This is a genomic window from Novosphingobium sp. RL4 (assembly GCF_035658495.1).
Lineage (GTDB): Bacteria > Pseudomonadota > Alphaproteobacteria > Sphingomonadales > Sphingomonadaceae > Novosphingobium.
The window spans coordinates 1,777,530-1,791,105 of record NZ_CP141945.1; the positions used below are offsets into that span (position 1 = coordinate 1,777,530).

The 13,576-nt window shown below is 65.8% G+C and carries 15 protein-coding genes; 9 read left to right on the forward strand and 6 right to left on the reverse strand.

Translation table 11 applies throughout. The annotated features are described in order from the left end of the window. Window positions 1–53 precede the first annotated feature (53 nt). The 3 genes from U9J33_RS24660 to U9J33_RS24670 are packed head-to-tail and all read left to right on the forward strand — an operon-like array spanning window position 54 to window position 5,096. Window positions 54–2,735, forward strand: a complete 2,682-nt coding sequence (locus U9J33_RS24660) for a TonB-dependent receptor (RefSeq protein WP_243692616.1) — start codon at window positions 54–56, stop codon at window positions 2,733–2,735. Beyond that, window positions 2,735–3,880, forward strand: a complete 1,146-nt coding sequence (locus U9J33_RS24665) for a Ca2+-dependent phosphoinositide-specific phospholipase C (protein ID WP_231636224.1) — start codon at window positions 2,735–2,737, stop codon at window positions 3,878–3,880. The genes U9J33_RS24660 and U9J33_RS24665 overlap by 1 nt, the downstream gene beginning before the upstream one ends. A gap of 1 nt (window position 3,881) precedes the next feature. Next, window positions 3,882–5,096, forward strand: coding sequence for a histidine-type phosphatase (locus tag U9J33_RS24670; protein WP_132468884.1), 1,215 nt, complete (start codon window positions 3,882–3,884; stop codon window positions 5,094–5,096). Window positions 5,097–5,112: 16 nt separating this feature from the next. On the opposite strand, the gene U9J33_RS24675 is transcribed toward U9J33_RS24670, so the two are convergent. Continuing rightward, on the reverse strand, window positions 5,113–5,823 hold the full coding sequence (locus U9J33_RS24675) for an SDR family oxidoreductase (protein ID WP_324699529.1): 711 nt from the start codon (window positions 5,821–5,823) through the stop codon (window positions 5,113–5,115). Between the two features lie 76 nt (window positions 5,824–5,899). Here U9J33_RS24675 and U9J33_RS24680 point away from each other — a divergent pair, with 76 nt between their 5' ends. The 5 genes from U9J33_RS24680 to U9J33_RS24700 all read left to right on the forward strand — a co-directional run bounded on the left by U9J33_RS24680 (window position 5,900) and on the right by U9J33_RS24700 (window position 10,164). Then, window positions 5,900–6,829, forward strand: coding sequence for a LysR family transcriptional regulator (locus U9J33_RS24680; protein WP_324699531.1), 930 nt, complete (start codon window positions 5,900–5,902; stop codon window positions 6,827–6,829). 158 nt (window positions 6,830–6,987) lie between these two features. Next, window positions 6,988–7,527 (forward strand): peptide deformylase, encoded by a 540-nt coding sequence (def, locus tag U9J33_RS24685; RefSeq protein ID WP_185999591.1) that lies wholly within the window; start codon window positions 6,988–6,990, stop codon window positions 7,525–7,527. Between the two features lie 203 nt (window positions 7,528–7,730). Then, window positions 7,731–8,696, forward strand: coding sequence for a methionine ABC transporter ATP-binding protein (locus tag U9J33_RS24690; RefSeq protein WP_054441822.1), 966 nt, complete (start codon window positions 7,731–7,733; stop codon window positions 8,694–8,696). Further along, on the forward strand, window positions 8,693–9,358 hold the full coding sequence (locus U9J33_RS24695; protein ID WP_132468882.1) for a methionine ABC transporter permease: 666 nt from the start codon (window positions 8,693–8,695) through the stop codon (window positions 9,356–9,358). Before U9J33_RS24690 ends, U9J33_RS24695 begins: the two co-directional genes overlap by 4 nt. Before the next feature lie 8 nt (window positions 9,359–9,366). Next, on the forward strand, window positions 9,367–10,164 hold the full coding sequence (locus U9J33_RS24700) for a MetQ/NlpA family ABC transporter substrate-binding protein (protein WP_054441823.1): 798 nt from the start codon (window positions 9,367–9,369) through the stop codon (window positions 10,162–10,164). A gap of 69 nt (window positions 10,165–10,233) precedes the next feature. On the opposite strand, the gene U9J33_RS24705 is transcribed toward U9J33_RS24700, so the two are convergent. The 5 genes from U9J33_RS24705 to U9J33_RS24725 are packed head-to-tail and all read right to left on the reverse strand — an operon-like array spanning window position 10,234 to window position 12,644. Next, window positions 10,234–10,434: a hypothetical protein gene (locus U9J33_RS24705; RefSeq protein ID WP_185999592.1), complete on the reverse strand. Its 201-nt coding sequence runs from the start codon at window positions 10,432–10,434 to the stop codon at window positions 10,234–10,236. Window positions 10,435–10,436: 2 nt separating this feature from the next. Next, complete coding sequence (locus U9J33_RS24710; protein WP_054441825.1) at window positions 10,437–10,760, reverse strand: hypothetical protein; 324 nt, start codon at window positions 10,758–10,760, stop codon at window positions 10,437–10,439. A 2-nt stretch (window positions 10,761–10,762) separates the two neighbouring features. Beyond that, a complete protein-coding gene (locus U9J33_RS24715) occupies window positions 10,763–11,668 on the reverse strand; it encodes a peptidylprolyl isomerase (RefSeq protein ID WP_324699535.1) in 906 nt (301 codons plus the stop codon). Beyond that, entirely contained in the window at window positions 11,665–12,462 is a 798-nt protein-coding gene (gene narI / locus U9J33_RS24720; RefSeq protein WP_185999593.1) for a respiratory nitrate reductase subunit gamma, read from the reverse strand. The genes U9J33_RS24715 and narI overlap by 4 nt, the downstream gene beginning before the upstream one ends. Next, on the reverse strand, window positions 12,462–12,644 hold the full coding sequence (locus U9J33_RS24725; RefSeq protein WP_324699536.1) for a hypothetical protein: 183 nt from the start codon (window positions 12,642–12,644) through the stop codon (window positions 12,462–12,464). Before U9J33_RS24725 ends, narI begins: the two co-directional genes overlap by 1 nt. 95 nt (window positions 12,645–12,739) lie before the next feature. Between U9J33_RS24725 and U9J33_RS24730 the strand changes: the two genes are divergently transcribed. Further along, complete coding sequence (locus tag U9J33_RS24730; RefSeq protein ID WP_054441827.1) at window positions 12,740–13,504, forward strand: mechanosensitive ion channel family protein; 765 nt, start codon at window positions 12,740–12,742, stop codon at window positions 13,502–13,504. Window positions 13,505–13,576 lie beyond the last annotated feature (72 nt).

Below are 13,576 nucleotides of genomic sequence, written 5' to 3' on the forward strand. Positions count from 1 at the left end.
TGCGCTTCCTAGGGCGCACCGAACACAATCGTTTGTATCCGGGGAGCACCTCAATGCGTTTCAACAAGCGTGCGCTGGCATCGTCAGCGTCGACCCTTCTGCTCGCCTGCGCGAGCGTTTCTGCAATGGCCCAATCCGCGCCCCAGGCCGCGCCAACGCCGGCTCCGGCGCCTTCCGACGCTTCTGCCGAGACGGGACCGGACGGCGTGAACGGTGAGGATATCGTCGTTACCGGCAGCTATGCGCGCAGCCTGAGCGCGGCGACCGAAGCCAAGCGCAATGCCGCTTACGGCGTCGACTCGATCAATTCGACCGATATCGGCAAGTTCCCCACCCAGAACGTGGCCGAAGCGCTTCAGCTGGTGACGGGCGTGGCCATCACCCGCCCGCGCGGCGAGGGCATGTATGTCAGCGTTCGCGGCCTTGGCCCGCAGTTCCAGAACACGCTGCTGAACGGCAGCCCGGTGGCGGTAAACGAAGTGATCGAGAACGGCGGCGCCGCCGGTCGCCAGTTCCGCTTCGAGATGCTCCCGGCCGAGTTCACCTCCAGCATCGACGTCGTCAAGACGCCGACCCCCGACATGACCGAGGGCGCGCTGGGCGGCAACATCAACGTCAAGACCTTCGAGCCGTTCGACGTCGGCACCAAGACCACGCTCAACCTGCGCGGCACCTACACCACCCAGACCGACAAGGTTAAGCCGAACGCCACCCTCATCACGAGCTGGGTCAACAAGGACGATACCTTCGGCGTGCTCGTCGGCGGCCAGTACTGGGCCAAGGACGTCCGCAACGACCGCTTCATGAACTTCGGCTGGTACAAGGACCGCTTCGCTTCCGCACTGGGCGAAGGCTACTACCTGCCGACCCGCACCCGCCCGACCGTGGAGACGGAAAAGCGCGAGCGCATCTCCGGCATGCTTTCCATGCAGTGGCGCCCCAACCCGGAGCTGGAAACGACGCTCAACGTCCTCGCCACCCGTCTGGACGTGGCCTATGACGAGTTCGGCCTCGACATCTTCCCGGACGATACCAGCGTGGCCGGGCACCGGCCGACCATCGACCCCGACAGCGTGGTGCTGGACGGCGATACCGTGGTGAAGGCGACGATCAACGACGTGCGCTTCATGGCCTCGCGCGAGTACAGCCTCAACCGTCACGATCTCATCAATGTCGGCCTGCGCCAGACCTGGAACCACGATGCCTGGCACGTTTCGGGCAATGTGAACTGGTCCTTCGCGCACAGCTATCACCCGAGCTACGATGTCGGCACCGTGCGCAGCCGTGCGATGTTCTTCGCGCCGCTGACTTATGACGCGACCGGCGGCTACAAGAACGTGCCCACCTTCAACACCACGGTCGATGCCACCAACCCGGCGAACTACCAGCTCTACCAGTTCAACATCGCGCCCAAGAACAGCAAGGACTGGAACTTCTACACGCGCGCCGACGTGGCGCACGATTTCGAAGGCTTCATCTCGAAGCTGGCCGTTGGCGGCGAATATCAGTTCCGCAAGCGCGACTATTCCCGCCGCGACTTCCTGGTGAATCCGGCAGCGGGCACCCCGCTCTCCAGCCTCGGTTCCGGCGCTTATGAGCAACTGCCCTTCGACAACTATCTCGAAGGTCTCGGCGGCAATATCCCGCGCAGCTTCCTGGTGCCGGTAACGCAGGCCTATCTCGACGCGTTCTTCACTTCGGATGTCGAGAATTCGGCGCTTACCGCTTCGGATCTCGCCGCATCGTTCCGCACCACCGAAAAGATCTGGAGCGCTTACGCCCGTGCGGATTACGCCTTCACGCTGGGTTCGATCCCGATCACCGGCAACATCGGCGCGCGTTACGTGCACACCGATCAGGTGGCGAGCGGCAACTTGCGGTCCGGCAGCGTGACCACGCCGGTCAGCTACCCCAAGACCTTCAACAACGTCCTGCCCAGCTTCAACTTGCGCGCCGAACTGTCCGGCAATCTCGTCGGCCGCCTGAGCGCAAGCCGTGTCCTGACCCGTCCCAACGTGACCGACAGCGCGCCGCGCATCACCGTCTCTACCGATGCTCCCACGGCAAGCGGCGGCAACCCCGATCTCGTGCCGTTCCTGGCCACGCAGTTCGACGGCTCGCTGGAGTGGTACTTCAACAAGTCGGGCTCGCTGACCGGCGCGGTGTTCTACAAGTCGATGGACGACTACATCACCCAGCAGAACGTGCCCATCGAGATCCCGGGGCGCGGCACCGTGCAGCTCAGCACGCAGGTCAACGGCGGCGATGCCAAGGTCTACGGTTTCGAGGCGGCCTATCATCAGGTCTTCACCTTCCTGCCGCAGCCTTTCGACGGGCTCGGCCTGCAGGCTTCCTACACCCGCACTTCCGTTCAGGCGGACTACACGGCGGGCTCTCGCACCATCAAGGACGAGATGATCGGCCTTTCGAAGAACAGCTTCAACGTGGTGGGCTTCTACGAAAAGGGGCCGATCTCGACCCGGCTTTCCTACGTCTGGCGCGACCGTTATCTCTCCGGGACGGGCAGCACCACGCAGGCCCCGACCTACACCGCCGCCTTCGGATCGCTTGACGGTTCGGTGGCCTATCGCCTGACCGACAACGTGACGCTGAGCCTGGAGGCGATCAACATCGCCGGCGCGCGTCAGTACACCTACAACGACAGCCCGCTGCGCTTCGGCGAGATCAACGATTACGGCACGACGATCCTGTTCGGCGCGCGGGCTGAATTCTGATGCGCGGCGCGATTGTTCTGGCCGCCATCGGGCTGGGTCTGGGCGGGGGAGCCATGGCTTCCCCACCGGCCGCCGGTTCCGGCGCGGCTCCCGCCTCCCAAGCGCCTGCAGCCGCCGACCTGCGAATGAACGACATTCAGGTCGTGGGTTCGCACAACAGCTTCAAGGCGCGCATTCCGGCGGAAGTGATGGAAGGCATCCGCCAGCGGGACGCGCGTCTCGCCGGAGCGCTGGATTACTACCACCTGCCGCTTGCGGAGCAGCTCGACGCCGGCGTGCGTCAATTGGAGATCGACATCTTCGCCGACCCCGAAGGCGGGCGATATGCCGATCCCAAGGGAGAGAAGCTGCTGGCGGCAGGCGGCGCCAGCGGGTTCGACCGGGCAGCCATGCTTAAGCCGGGCTTCAAGGTCCTGCACATTCCCGATGTGGACTACCGTGCCACATGCGTCACCCTGATCCGCTGCCTTGGCGAGGTCGATGCATGGTCGCGCGCCCATCCCGGCCATCTGCCGATCATGATCACCATCAATGCCGCCGACACGCCGAATTCGCATGACGTGACGGCTCCGTTGCCGCTCGACGATGCGAAGCTGCTCGATGATCTGGACCGGGAAATCCGCAAGGCGCTTCCCGGCCAGCGGCTCATCGCGCCGGACGAGGTTCGCGGCAAGGCCGGCAGTCTGGCCGAAGCCGTGAAGTCGAAGGGCTGGCCGACCCTGGAGGCTGCGCGCGGGCGGATCTACATCCTGCTCGATGTGCGTCCGGCCGTTTCCGAGGTCTATCGCCGCGGGCATCCCTCGCTGCGGGGCCGGGCCATGTTCGGCTGGTATCCCGATGGCGAGGCGGAAAGCGCGATCCAGATCGTGCAGGACCCGGTGGCCGACGGCGCAAGAATCCGCGAATGGGTGAAATCGGGCGTTATCGTGCGCACCCGCAGCGACGCGAACACCGTGGAGGCGAGGGCGCACGATCTGGCCAAGGCCCACGCCGCCGGGGAAAGCGGGGCGCAGGCCGTCAGCACGGACTATTACCCCGGTGCCCCCGATCCGCTCGGCCTCGGTTTCTCGGTCACTCTGCCCGGCGGCGTCATGGCGCGCTGCAATCCGGTTCGCGTGGCCGCTTCCTGCACCGTGAAGCCCTGACATGGCGACCTGGCGCAACCTGCTGGCGCTGACCGTGCTGGCGGTCGGCACGGTTCCGCTCATCGCCGTGTTTCCGGGCCAGTCGGTGGCTGCGCGCGAACTGGTGCCGGACAAGGCGGTCATGGTGATGCGGCACGGTATCCGTGCGCCTCTGGACGGCGAGGTGCCTGCGGGCACCCGCACGGCGGCGCCGTGGCCGGCATGGAGCGTGGCGGAAAGCGTGGTTACGCCTCATGGCGAACGGGCGCTGGAAATCGTGGCGCGGGCAGACCGGCAGCTTCTGGCAAGGCGCGGCCTGCTGGATAGGGCGGGTTGCCCGAAGCCCGGCAAGGTCGCGATCACGGCCAACACCTCGCCCCGCGCGATCGCCAGCGGCGAGGCCTATGCGCACGGGTTCGCGCAAGGGTGCGGGCTTGAAGTGGCGCACCGCGCGGCGGGAGAGGTGGACCCGATCTTCGAGCCGCTTCGCGCGCGTGCCACCGCGTTCGACGCTTCGGCGGCGGTGGCCGATATCGAGCGTGCCACGGGCGGGATGGCGGCGCTCGTCAAGCGGGACCGGGCGGAACTCGCCTTGCTCGACACGGTGCTGGGCTGCGGGGGCGACTGCCTGCCTCCCGGCGCCCCGGCAGTCGCACCGGGCGGCGATGGCCACGATATTGCGCTGTCAGGCCAGATCCGCAGTGCATCGGGCATCGCGCAAGTGCTGCTGCTCCAGTATCTCGAAGGAATGCCCGCCGATCAGGTAGGCTGGGGGCGGATCGACGAAAAGGGGCTGGAACGGCTCGGCCGCCTCCATGCAGACTTGTTCACCGTCTTCACCCGGCCGCCTTACATGGCCTCCCACCAGGCGAGCGCGCTGGGCCGGCGGATACTGGACAATCTGGAGCGTGGCCCCGATTTCGAGGTCCTGATGGGCCACGACACCAACGTGACCGCGCTGGCGGCTGCGCTGGATGTGGACCTGTCGGCCAGTGGCTATGCCACGAACGACGTGCCGCCCGGCGGGGCCATCCTGATCGAGCGGCTTCATGACCGGCGGACGGGCGAACGGTTCGTGCGCGTGTCCTACCGAACGCAGCCCCCGGCCGCCCTGCGGGCGCTGCGCGGCGATGTATCGTTGACGCCTCTCGTGCTTCCGGCCTGCGGAACGGAGCTTTGCCCCTATGCCGCATTCGTGTCGGCGCTCGGCGGCAGGCTTGCGCCGGGGGCGTCCTGAGCGCTTCGCCGCTTGGTCAGCGCAGCGTATAGCCGCCATCGCAGTAAAGCGTGCTGCCGGTCATGTTCGCGTTGTCCAGCAGGAACAGGGCGGCCTGGGCCTGCTCGTCGACATGGGCCGGGCGCCGTACGAGGCAGAGCTGCCGCCACTGCGCATAAGCGGTTTCGCGCTGGGCGGCGGGCCGTTCGCGCCAGAGTTCGCTGTCGGTGGTGCCGGGGGAGAGGCAATTGACCCGGATCGGCGACAGTTCGATGGCCAGCCCGCGCGCGAGCCCTTCCAGCGCGGAATTGCAGGCCGCATAGGCCGGAGCCCCGATCGGCCGGGCCGAGGCCGCACCGGACTTCAGGACCACCGCGGCATCGGTGCGCAGCCGGGGTAGGGCTTCGAACACCGTCCAGTACTGGCCCCAGAACTTTCCTGCGAAAAGTGCCTCGCTCGTATCGTGCATGCCATCCTGGAACGGGCCGGTGCTGTACGTGGCCGCGGGCGTGAACAGCCCGGCCAGCACCGGGGATCCGGCGAAGAAGGCGTTGATCGATGCGCGGTCGGTGGTATCGACAAGGCGGCCGGATGCACGATCGCCCAGCCGCGATAGAGCCGCCGACAGTCGTTCCGCCGATCGGCCGCCGATCAGCACCCGGTCGCCGCGTCCGACCAGCATTTCCGCAACGGCAAAGCCGATCCCCGATGTACCGCCAACTATGGCGTAAGTCCGTTCATTGTTCATGGAAAGGACGATATTCAGGCATGTACATCTCGGGAAATGAAGAAATTTCGCCTCATTCACGAATTGAAATCCTGAAATGCCGAGCGGCCCCCGTCAGTCCGGCGACGATATCAGCGTGTTCCTGGCGGTATGCGCGGCGGGTAGCTTCGCGGCGGCTGCCCCCAGGCTGGGGCTCTCCGCATCTGCCGTTGCCAAAGCGGTGGCCAGACTGGAAGCCCGCCTGCAGGTCAGGCTGTTCCATCGCACGACGCGCAGCCTTGCCCTGACGGCGGAGGCTGCAGTCTACCGGGAGGCGTGCGAGGCGGCGCGCGGCCGGATAGACCGGGTGGAAGCGGAACTGGCGGCGCTGGCATCGGAACCGGCGGGCCTGGTACGGATCAGCCTGCCGCCCCTGTTCGGCACGCAGATCGTTGCTCCGGCGCTGTTCGCCCTGCGCGAAACATGGCCGGGCCTCCGCTTCGACATCTCGACTTCCACGGCCTTGGCAGACCTCCCCGGGGAGAGGACCGACCTTGCCGTCCGCATCGGCGAGCTCCCCGACCTGCCGGGCGTGACGGCACGGAGGCTGGGTGTGCAGCGGGTCGTGCTGTGCGGCGCTGCCGAATATATCGCGAAGCGTGGCAAGCCGGTCCATATCGGCGATCTCTCGCAGCATGCCTTGATCGCCGCCGGGCGCAACGGCCGCGCGGTGCCATGGCAATTGCGGTCGGGTGACGGCGACCGTTTGGCGTTCGAGCCACAGGCGGGGCTGTTGCTTGACGGCAGCCTGCTGACGCTCGCTGCCATCCGGGCCGGGCAGGGGCTCGGACTGGTGCCCTGCTGGCTAGTCCGGGAGGAGATCGCGCGGGGCGAACTCGTCTCCGTGCTGGAAACGCATGTGGCCGGACATCTGCCTGTTCATGCGCTATGGATCACGGCGCCCGTCATGCTGCCGCGCCTGCGCGCGTCGATCGATGCTATCGTCAATGCGGCAAGAGGCGCCATCGCCGAGGGATTGCTGGTATGATCCTTGTGTGTACGGGCGCATAAGGGAAGCACCCGGAGCGGCAGGCCGCAAAGTTTTGCTTCCGGGAGTACGACTCTTATTGTCTAGTGATTTGGTTGAGATTAACTAGGCAGATCGGCGAGCGGCGCACACCCGCCGTTTGCGCAAGGATGTGACGGATGATCCTCGAAATACTGAAGATGGGCGATCCGCGCCTGCTAAAGCCCGCGCGTGCGGTGGAGGACATCGCCGCGCCGGAGGTGGGCGCGCTCGTGGCCGACATGTACGAGACCATGCACGCGGCTGGCGGGGTCGGGCTGGCGGCGCCGCAAGTGGGTGTGGACCTTCGCGTCATGATCTTCGGCTTCGAGGCAAGCGCGCGTTATCCCGGCGAAGCCCCGGTCCCGGCCACCACGCTTATCAATCCCAGCCTTGAAGTGCTGACGGAAGAGACGGAAGACGGCTGGGAGGGGTGCCTTTCGGTTCCCGGCATGCGCGGGCTGGTGCCGCGCGCCACGCATATCCGCTATGGCGGAACGCTGGAGGACGGCACCGTGCTGGAACGGGAAGCGCGGGGCTTCCACGCCCGCGTGTTCCAGCACGAATTCGATCATCTGAACGGCGTGCTCTATCCCCGGCGCATACGCGACATGACGAAGTTCGGCTTTATCGATGCCCTGTTTCCCGGCAGTTCGCTGGCCTCTCTGGAGGCCGGTTGATTTCCCCGATGCGGGTGTGCGGGCAGGCAGGTCTGGATAGTCCGGCCCGGTTCCGCTAACCGCCGCTTCCCCCAGCGCTCAGCAATTCACGAGTTTTTCCGGTTCGGAGCCATGATCGATATATTCCAGTTCCATCACCACCCCGCGCGGGCCCTGCGGTATCGCGAAGCGATGCGGCGATCCGGCGGAAAGGTGCGTGCCGCATGATCCGGCTTGAAGGCGTTCACAAGGCATACGGCGGCACCCATGCCGCGCTTGCCGATGTCGATCTGGAGATCGGCCGGGGCGAGGTGTTCGGCATCATCGGCCGGTCCGGCGCGGGCAAGTCCACGCTGGTGAGGCTGCTGAACGGCCTCGAACGGCCAAGCGCCGGACGCGTGCTGGTGGACGGCATCGACGTTGCGGTTCTGGGGCCGCCGCAATTGCGGTCGTTGCGCAGGCGCGTGGGGATGATTTTCCAGAACTTTGGGCTGCTCTCGTCGCGCACGGTGGCTGACAACGTCGCCCTGCCGCTGCGTATCGCAGGCGCCTCCGCCTCGGAGATCGCCGCGAAAGTGCCGGCCTTGCTGGAGCGGGTGGGGCTTGCGGAGCATGGCGACAAGTATCCGGCCCAGCTTTCCGGCGGCCAGAAGCAGCGCGTCGGAATCGCGCGGGCGCTGACCACCGATCCCGATATCCTGCTGTGCGACGAGGCGACCAGCGCCCTCGATCCCGAGACGACACGCAGCATCCTTGCCCTCATCGCCGACCTCAACCGCGAGCTTGGCCTGACGATCGTGCTCATTACGCATGAGATGGAAGTGGTCCGCCAGGTGTGCGACCGGGTGCTGGTGCTCCATTCGGGCCGCGTGGTCGAAACGGGCAGCGTGGCGGACGTTTTCCTTCATCCGCAGGCGGCGGAGACCCGCGCGCTGATCGACGAGGACGGCGAACACGAGGCACCCATTGGGTTCGACGGTCCGATCGTGCGCCTGACGCTGCACGGACAGTCCGTCCTCGACCCCGTTCTCACAAGGATCGCGCGTGAGACGGGCACGGACTTCATCATTCTCGATGGCCGCATCGGCCGGCTCAAACATGGCAGTTTCGGCAGGCTCACACTGGGCCTTCTCGGCGGCGACACCGCCGCTGCCATCGCCGCGCTGCGCAACCATGGGGACGTCGAATGAACGACCTGTTCGCCAATGTGGACTGGGGCGAAATCGGCCAGGCCTGTCTCGATACGCTGGCCATGCTGGGCGGCTCGCTGGTGCTGACCGTACTGCTCGGCCTGCCGCTGGGCGTGCTGCTGTTCCTGACCGGACCGGGGCAGCCCTGGGCCAGTCGCTGGGGCAACGGGGCGCTGGCGCTTGCCGTCAACCTGCTGCGATCGGTGCCTTTCATCATCCTGCTGATCGTGATGATCCCGCTGACGATCCTGCTGGTGGGCACCTCGCTCGGCGTGGCGGGCGCGATCCCGCCGCTGGTGGTGGGGGCCGCTCCGTTCTTCGCGCGCCTCGTGGAAACGGCGCTGCGGGAAGTCGATCGCAATACGGTGGAGGCGGTGCAGGCGATGGGGGCGACGACGCGCGACCTCGTGTTCCGCGCGCTCCTGCCTGAAGCCCTGCCGGGGATACTGGCGGCTGTCACCGTCACGGCCATCACGCTGATTTCGTTCACCGCGATGGCCGGTGCCGTGGGCGCGGGAGGGCTGGGCGATCTGGCGATCCGCTTCGGTTACCAGCGTTTCCAGACCGACGTGATGTTCGTCACCGTCGTCCTGCTGCTCGTCCTCGTCCAGTTTCTCCAGGCCGCGGGAGACCGTCTCGTCCGCCGCTTTACCCGCAAATAGGATTTCCCATGCAACGACGCCTGCTTATCGCTGCCTTTGCGGCCTTGCTGCTTCCCGGTTGCGGCGCTTCCAAGAAGGTCGATGATCCCAACCTGCTGACGGTCGCGGCCACTGCCGTGCCGCATGCCGAAATCCTCGAATTCGTGAAGCCGGTGCTGGCCAAGCAAGGGCTGCAACTCGACGTTCGCGTGTTCAACGACTACGTCCAGCCCAATGTCCAGGTTTCGGAAGGGCGGATAGACGTCAACTACTTCCAGACCGGGCCCTATCTCGATGAGTTCAACAAGGCGAAGGGCACGCATCTCGTACCGATCGCGGGAATTCACATCGAGCCGTTCGGCGCCTATTCGCGCAAGTGGAAGAAGGTTGCCGACCTGCCCGCAGGCGCGACGGTGGCCATACCCAACGAACCGAGCAACAGCGGGCGCGCGCTTCAGCTTCTGGCGCATGGCGGGCTTATCACCCTGCGCGATCCCAGGAGCATGTCGGCAACGCCACGGGATATCGTCTCCAATCCCCGGAACCTGAAGTTCCGCGAGATCGAGGCGGCCACCCTGCCGCGCGTGCTCGGAGAGGTCGACCTGGCGACGATCAACACCAATTATGCGCTGGACGCCGGGCTCAATCCCATGCGCGATGCCTTGCTGATCGAAGGCAAGGACACGCCCTACGTCAACTTCGTGGTCGGCACGGAAAAGGCGCGCAGCGATCCGCGTGTCGCGAAACTGGTTGCCGCGCTGCGCACGCCGGAGGTCAAGGCCTTCATCGAGAAGAAGTATTCGGGGGCGGTCGTTCCCGCCTTCTGAGCGGGATCGCACAGCGCGCACGACCCGATCACACGGACCTGAGCGCGAATTCGGGTTTTGAGTTCGCGCTCAGATGATGAGGTAGGCGGTAATCGCCAGGCAGGCCACGGCTACCACCAGCCAGATCAGTGGCCAGCCTTCGCCTTTGCGTTCCTTTGTCGAAACGCTGTCGATGGGCGCAGGCGTCCATTCGTCGGTCGCATGGACGCGCTCCTCGGTCTGCTTCAGGGCAGGGTTGAGGGGCTGTCCGACCTTCGCTTGTTCGGTCATCGTCATGCTCCGTGGTTTCCCGCTTGCCCGCCAGTATGAACTTCGCAGGTCGGGGCGGCAATTCGCCATTGCAGGATGGCGTGGAGGCAGGTCCGCCCGGGATCTGGCCCATCGCGCATGGCGGACATGATCGTGGCCCAGTCTTCCTCGGACGCTGCCCGCGAAAAATCGGCCACGGCCATGCGCACGAATTCGGTAGCCGAAATGGCGGACGCGGCGGCGGCGCGGCGGACATCGGTGCAGGTATCGGGATCGGTTTCGGCAAGGTAGCGCTCCATGCTCGCCGCGGATCGCCGCGCCATGCCGAGAAGGTCGCCCAGCATCATGGTCAGTCCTCCACCGCGCCGACCACGATCCCCTCGACCGTGCCGCGTGCCGCCAGCGCGGCGACATAGCGTGTTGCCAGCATGGACCAGCTTCGCGCTTCCAGCATGTCGCCGATCCTGTCGCGCACCGCATCGAACGGAAGCGTGCGTCCGGGCAGGTGCCGGTTGAGGCGCACGACGTGCCAGCCGAAGCGCGAGCGAACAGGCTCGGCAGCGGTTTCACCGTTCTTCAGCGCCTCTATCGCCTGCTGGACCGCCGGGACCAGTTCCCCCCGACGGATCTGCCCGAGCGAGCCGTCCTGCTGGGCCGGCGCGCAGGCCGAGTGCGTCCGTGTGGCCTCTGCGAACGCGGTCTGGTCGTCCCCTACCGCGGCGGCGATGGAGCGTGCGAAGGCTTCGGCGGCATCCCATGCCGCGTCGTCCTGCCGCTCGGGTTCGATCAGGATATGGGCGGCATCGAACAGGTCCGGCGTTCGAAACCGCTGGGGATTGCTTTCATAATAGCGCCGCTGCTCGCCTTCGGTGGCGATTTCAGGGGCGACCTCCTGCTCCAGCACGAGGCGGACCAGCGCCTCGTCGTCGGTTTCAGCGCGTCCGGTTTCATCGGGATGGCTTGCCGGGTGGAGACCGAGGCGCCTGGCCTCCTGGACCAATAGCTCCCGTACGGCCAGTGCGCGGGCGGCCTCGACCCATGCGGTTTGCGGGTCGGGGGCGGGGTGATGCTGGATTTCCTGTGCGATGGCCTCGGGCGTGATCTCGACGCCGGTCATAAGGACGTCCCCGAAGGCCGGTGGCGGCGGTATGGCGGGACCGGAGCAGCCGCAACCGCCGCTCTGGCAGGCACCCGGCATGTCGCCGAACGACGGTGACACGTTCGTCACGTCGATCATGTCGGCTGTTCTTGTCATGACCCCTCCTGTCCGCTTTCGGCCATCTGGCGAAGCACCGTAGGCCCTCCATAGCTGGGAGCGCCTCCCGCGTGTCCGCGCGTCTGCGAGTAGTCTTTCGCGGACCGTTTGCCGCGGGTCCGCACGATCTGGAAACCGGGACGGAAGATGTACCAGATCGGCGCGCTGAAGACGTGGACGAGGCGGGTGAAGGGGGTGATGACGAAAAGCGTGAGGCCAAGAATGATGTGCAGTTTGTAGACCATCGGCACATCGATCAACAAGTGCGCGGCTGACGGGTTGAAGGTCTGGAGCCCCTGCGCCCAGCCCATGAACTTGAGCATTTCCTCGCCTTCGAGATGCTGCGCGGTCCAGAACGTCGTCGAGATGCCGAGCATGAACTGGCACCAGATCAGGACCAGCATGAGGATGTCGCCCCATGATGAGCTTCTGCGGATGCGGGGATCGAACAGGCGCCGGTGAAGCAGCAGCGAGCAGCCGACGAAGCCCGCCACACCGGCCACGCCGCCGACGAGCATGGCGGCGATCTGCTTGAAACTGTGGCTTATGCCCAGCTTGTCTATCACCGTGACCGGCGTGAGCAGCCCCACGAAATGGCCGACCAGAAGGATGAGGACGCCCATGTGGAACAGGTTCGAACCCAGCACCACCTGCCTGCGTCTCAGGAACTGGCTCGATTGCGATCGCCAGCTGAACTGGTCCGCGTCGAAGCGCAGGATGCTGCCCACGACAAGGACGGTCACGGCGAAATAGGGATACCATCCAAAGGCGAGGTGGTTGATGAAGTCATGCATCACGCTTGCTCCTTGCCGACGGGGCGGTTGGAGGCCCTGATCTTGGCGGTGACCCCGGTAGGGTCGCCCATCTCGTGGGCACCGCCGAACGTGACCGGGGCTTCTTCCCACTGATCGTCGAGGCGGGCGGAATCGTCGTCCGGTTCGCTGCGCTGGCGTTCCGCCAGCGCATCCTTGTCCATCCGCTGCCCGCCCAGTTCGACGAGCGCCGCGAAAATGGCGGCGTAGGGAGATTGCCGTTTTTCAAGCCCCTCGCTGAGCGCCGCGAAGACGTGGCGTGGTCTGGCGTCTGCAGAGCCGGGGCGAGCTTCAGCGTATCGGCATCGTCAACTTCGTCACGCGTACAGGCCGCCTTGCGCGGCTTGCCCTCGGCGTTGCGGTGTTCCTGTCGACGTTCGGCATCGACGTGACGGCGGGTCTTGCTGCACTGGGCATCGGCGGCCTTGCCCTCGCCCTTGGCGCGAGAAAGGCGGTGGAGGATCTGGTGGGCAGCATCATGGTGCTGGCCGACAAGCCGGTCAGGATCGGCGATCGCTGCAAGGTCAACGGGCGCATCGGCGACGTGGTCGACGTGGGAATGCGCTCGACGCGGATACGCACGCGGGAGCGTAGGCTTCTTACCATTCCCAAGAGCCAGTTCGCCGATGCAGAGATCGAGAACCTGACGCTGCGGGATCGCTTCTTCGTGGATCAGATATTCGGCGTCGGGTTTGATGTTCAGGTAGCCGGTGTCGAGGCGGTGCTCACCGCCTTGAGATCGGTACTGGAAGAAGACCCCGACTATATTCCAACGGCTTGCCCGGTTCGCTGTCTGGGTTTCAAGGAAGGGCTCTATACCTTCCAGATCCACAGCTACCTGCAAGGCCCGACATATGCCGAAGGCTTCGTTCGGCAGGAGCGGCTGTTGCTCGAACTGCTGCGCCGGCTTGACGCTATAGGCGTTTCCCCGTCACCGCCGCTTCATCGGATCGATCTGTCGGAGAGAAGTCCCGGCGCCTCTCGGGACTTTCCCCATGGCCAACCGGGGGCAAACCCTGATTAGATCGGGCGCAGCCGCGGGATATGATCGGGGACTTGCCGGGCCGCATCCGGCAAGCAGGGCAATGGTCGGGAA

What these genes read in the sequence shown, in the direction of transcription:
- U9J33_RS24700 (WP_054441823.1), top strand. Translation starts at nt 9,367, where the DNA reads ATGCAACGACGCCTGCTTATCGCTGCCTTTGCGGCCTTGCTGCTTCCC.
- U9J33_RS24680 (WP_324699531.1), top strand. Translation starts at nt 5,900, where the DNA reads ATGCCGAGCGGCCCCCGTCAGTCCGGCGACGATATCAGCGTGTTCCTG.
- U9J33_RS24665 (WP_231636224.1), top strand. Translation starts at nt 2,735, where the DNA reads ATGCGCGGCGCGATTGTTCTGGCCGCCATCGGGCTGGGTCTGGGCGGG.
- U9J33_RS24710 (WP_054441825.1), bottom strand. Translation starts at nt 10,760, where the DNA reads ATGATGCTGGGCGACCTTCTCGGCATGGCGCGGCGATCCGCGGCGAGC.
- U9J33_RS24695 (WP_132468882.1), top strand. Translation starts at nt 8,693, where the DNA reads ATGAACGACCTGTTCGCCAATGTGGACTGGGGCGAAATCGGCCAGGCC.
- U9J33_RS24715 (WP_324699535.1), bottom strand. Translation starts at nt 11,668, where the DNA reads ATGACAAGAACAGCCGACATGATCGACGTGACGAACGTGTCACCGTCG.
- narI (WP_185999593.1), bottom strand. Translation starts at nt 12,462, where the DNA reads ATGCATGACTTCATCAACCACCTCGCCTTTGGATGGTATCCCTATTTC.
- U9J33_RS24660 (WP_243692616.1), top strand. Translation starts at nt 54, where the DNA reads ATGCGTTTCAACAAGCGTGCGCTGGCATCGTCAGCGTCGACCCTTCTG.
- U9J33_RS24690 (WP_054441822.1), top strand. Translation starts at nt 7,731, where the DNA reads ATGATCCGGCTTGAAGGCGTTCACAAGGCATACGGCGGCACCCATGCC.
- def (WP_185999591.1), top strand. Translation starts at nt 6,988, where the DNA reads ATGATCCTCGAAATACTGAAGATGGGCGATCCGCGCCTGCTAAAGCCC.
- U9J33_RS24675 (WP_324699529.1), bottom strand. Translation starts at nt 5,823, where the DNA reads ATGAACAATGAACGGACTTACGCCATAGTTGGCGGTACATCGGGGATC.
- U9J33_RS24670 (WP_132468884.1), top strand. Translation starts at nt 3,882, where the DNA reads ATGGCGACCTGGCGCAACCTGCTGGCGCTGACCGTGCTGGCGGTCGGC.
- U9J33_RS24705 (WP_185999592.1), bottom strand. Translation starts at nt 10,434, where the DNA reads ATGACCGAACAAGCGAAGGTCGGACAGCCCCTCAACCCTGCCCTGAAG.
- U9J33_RS24725 (WP_324699536.1), bottom strand. Translation starts at nt 12,644, where the DNA reads ATGGACAAGGATGCGCTGGCGGAACGCCAGCGCAGCGAACCGGACGAC.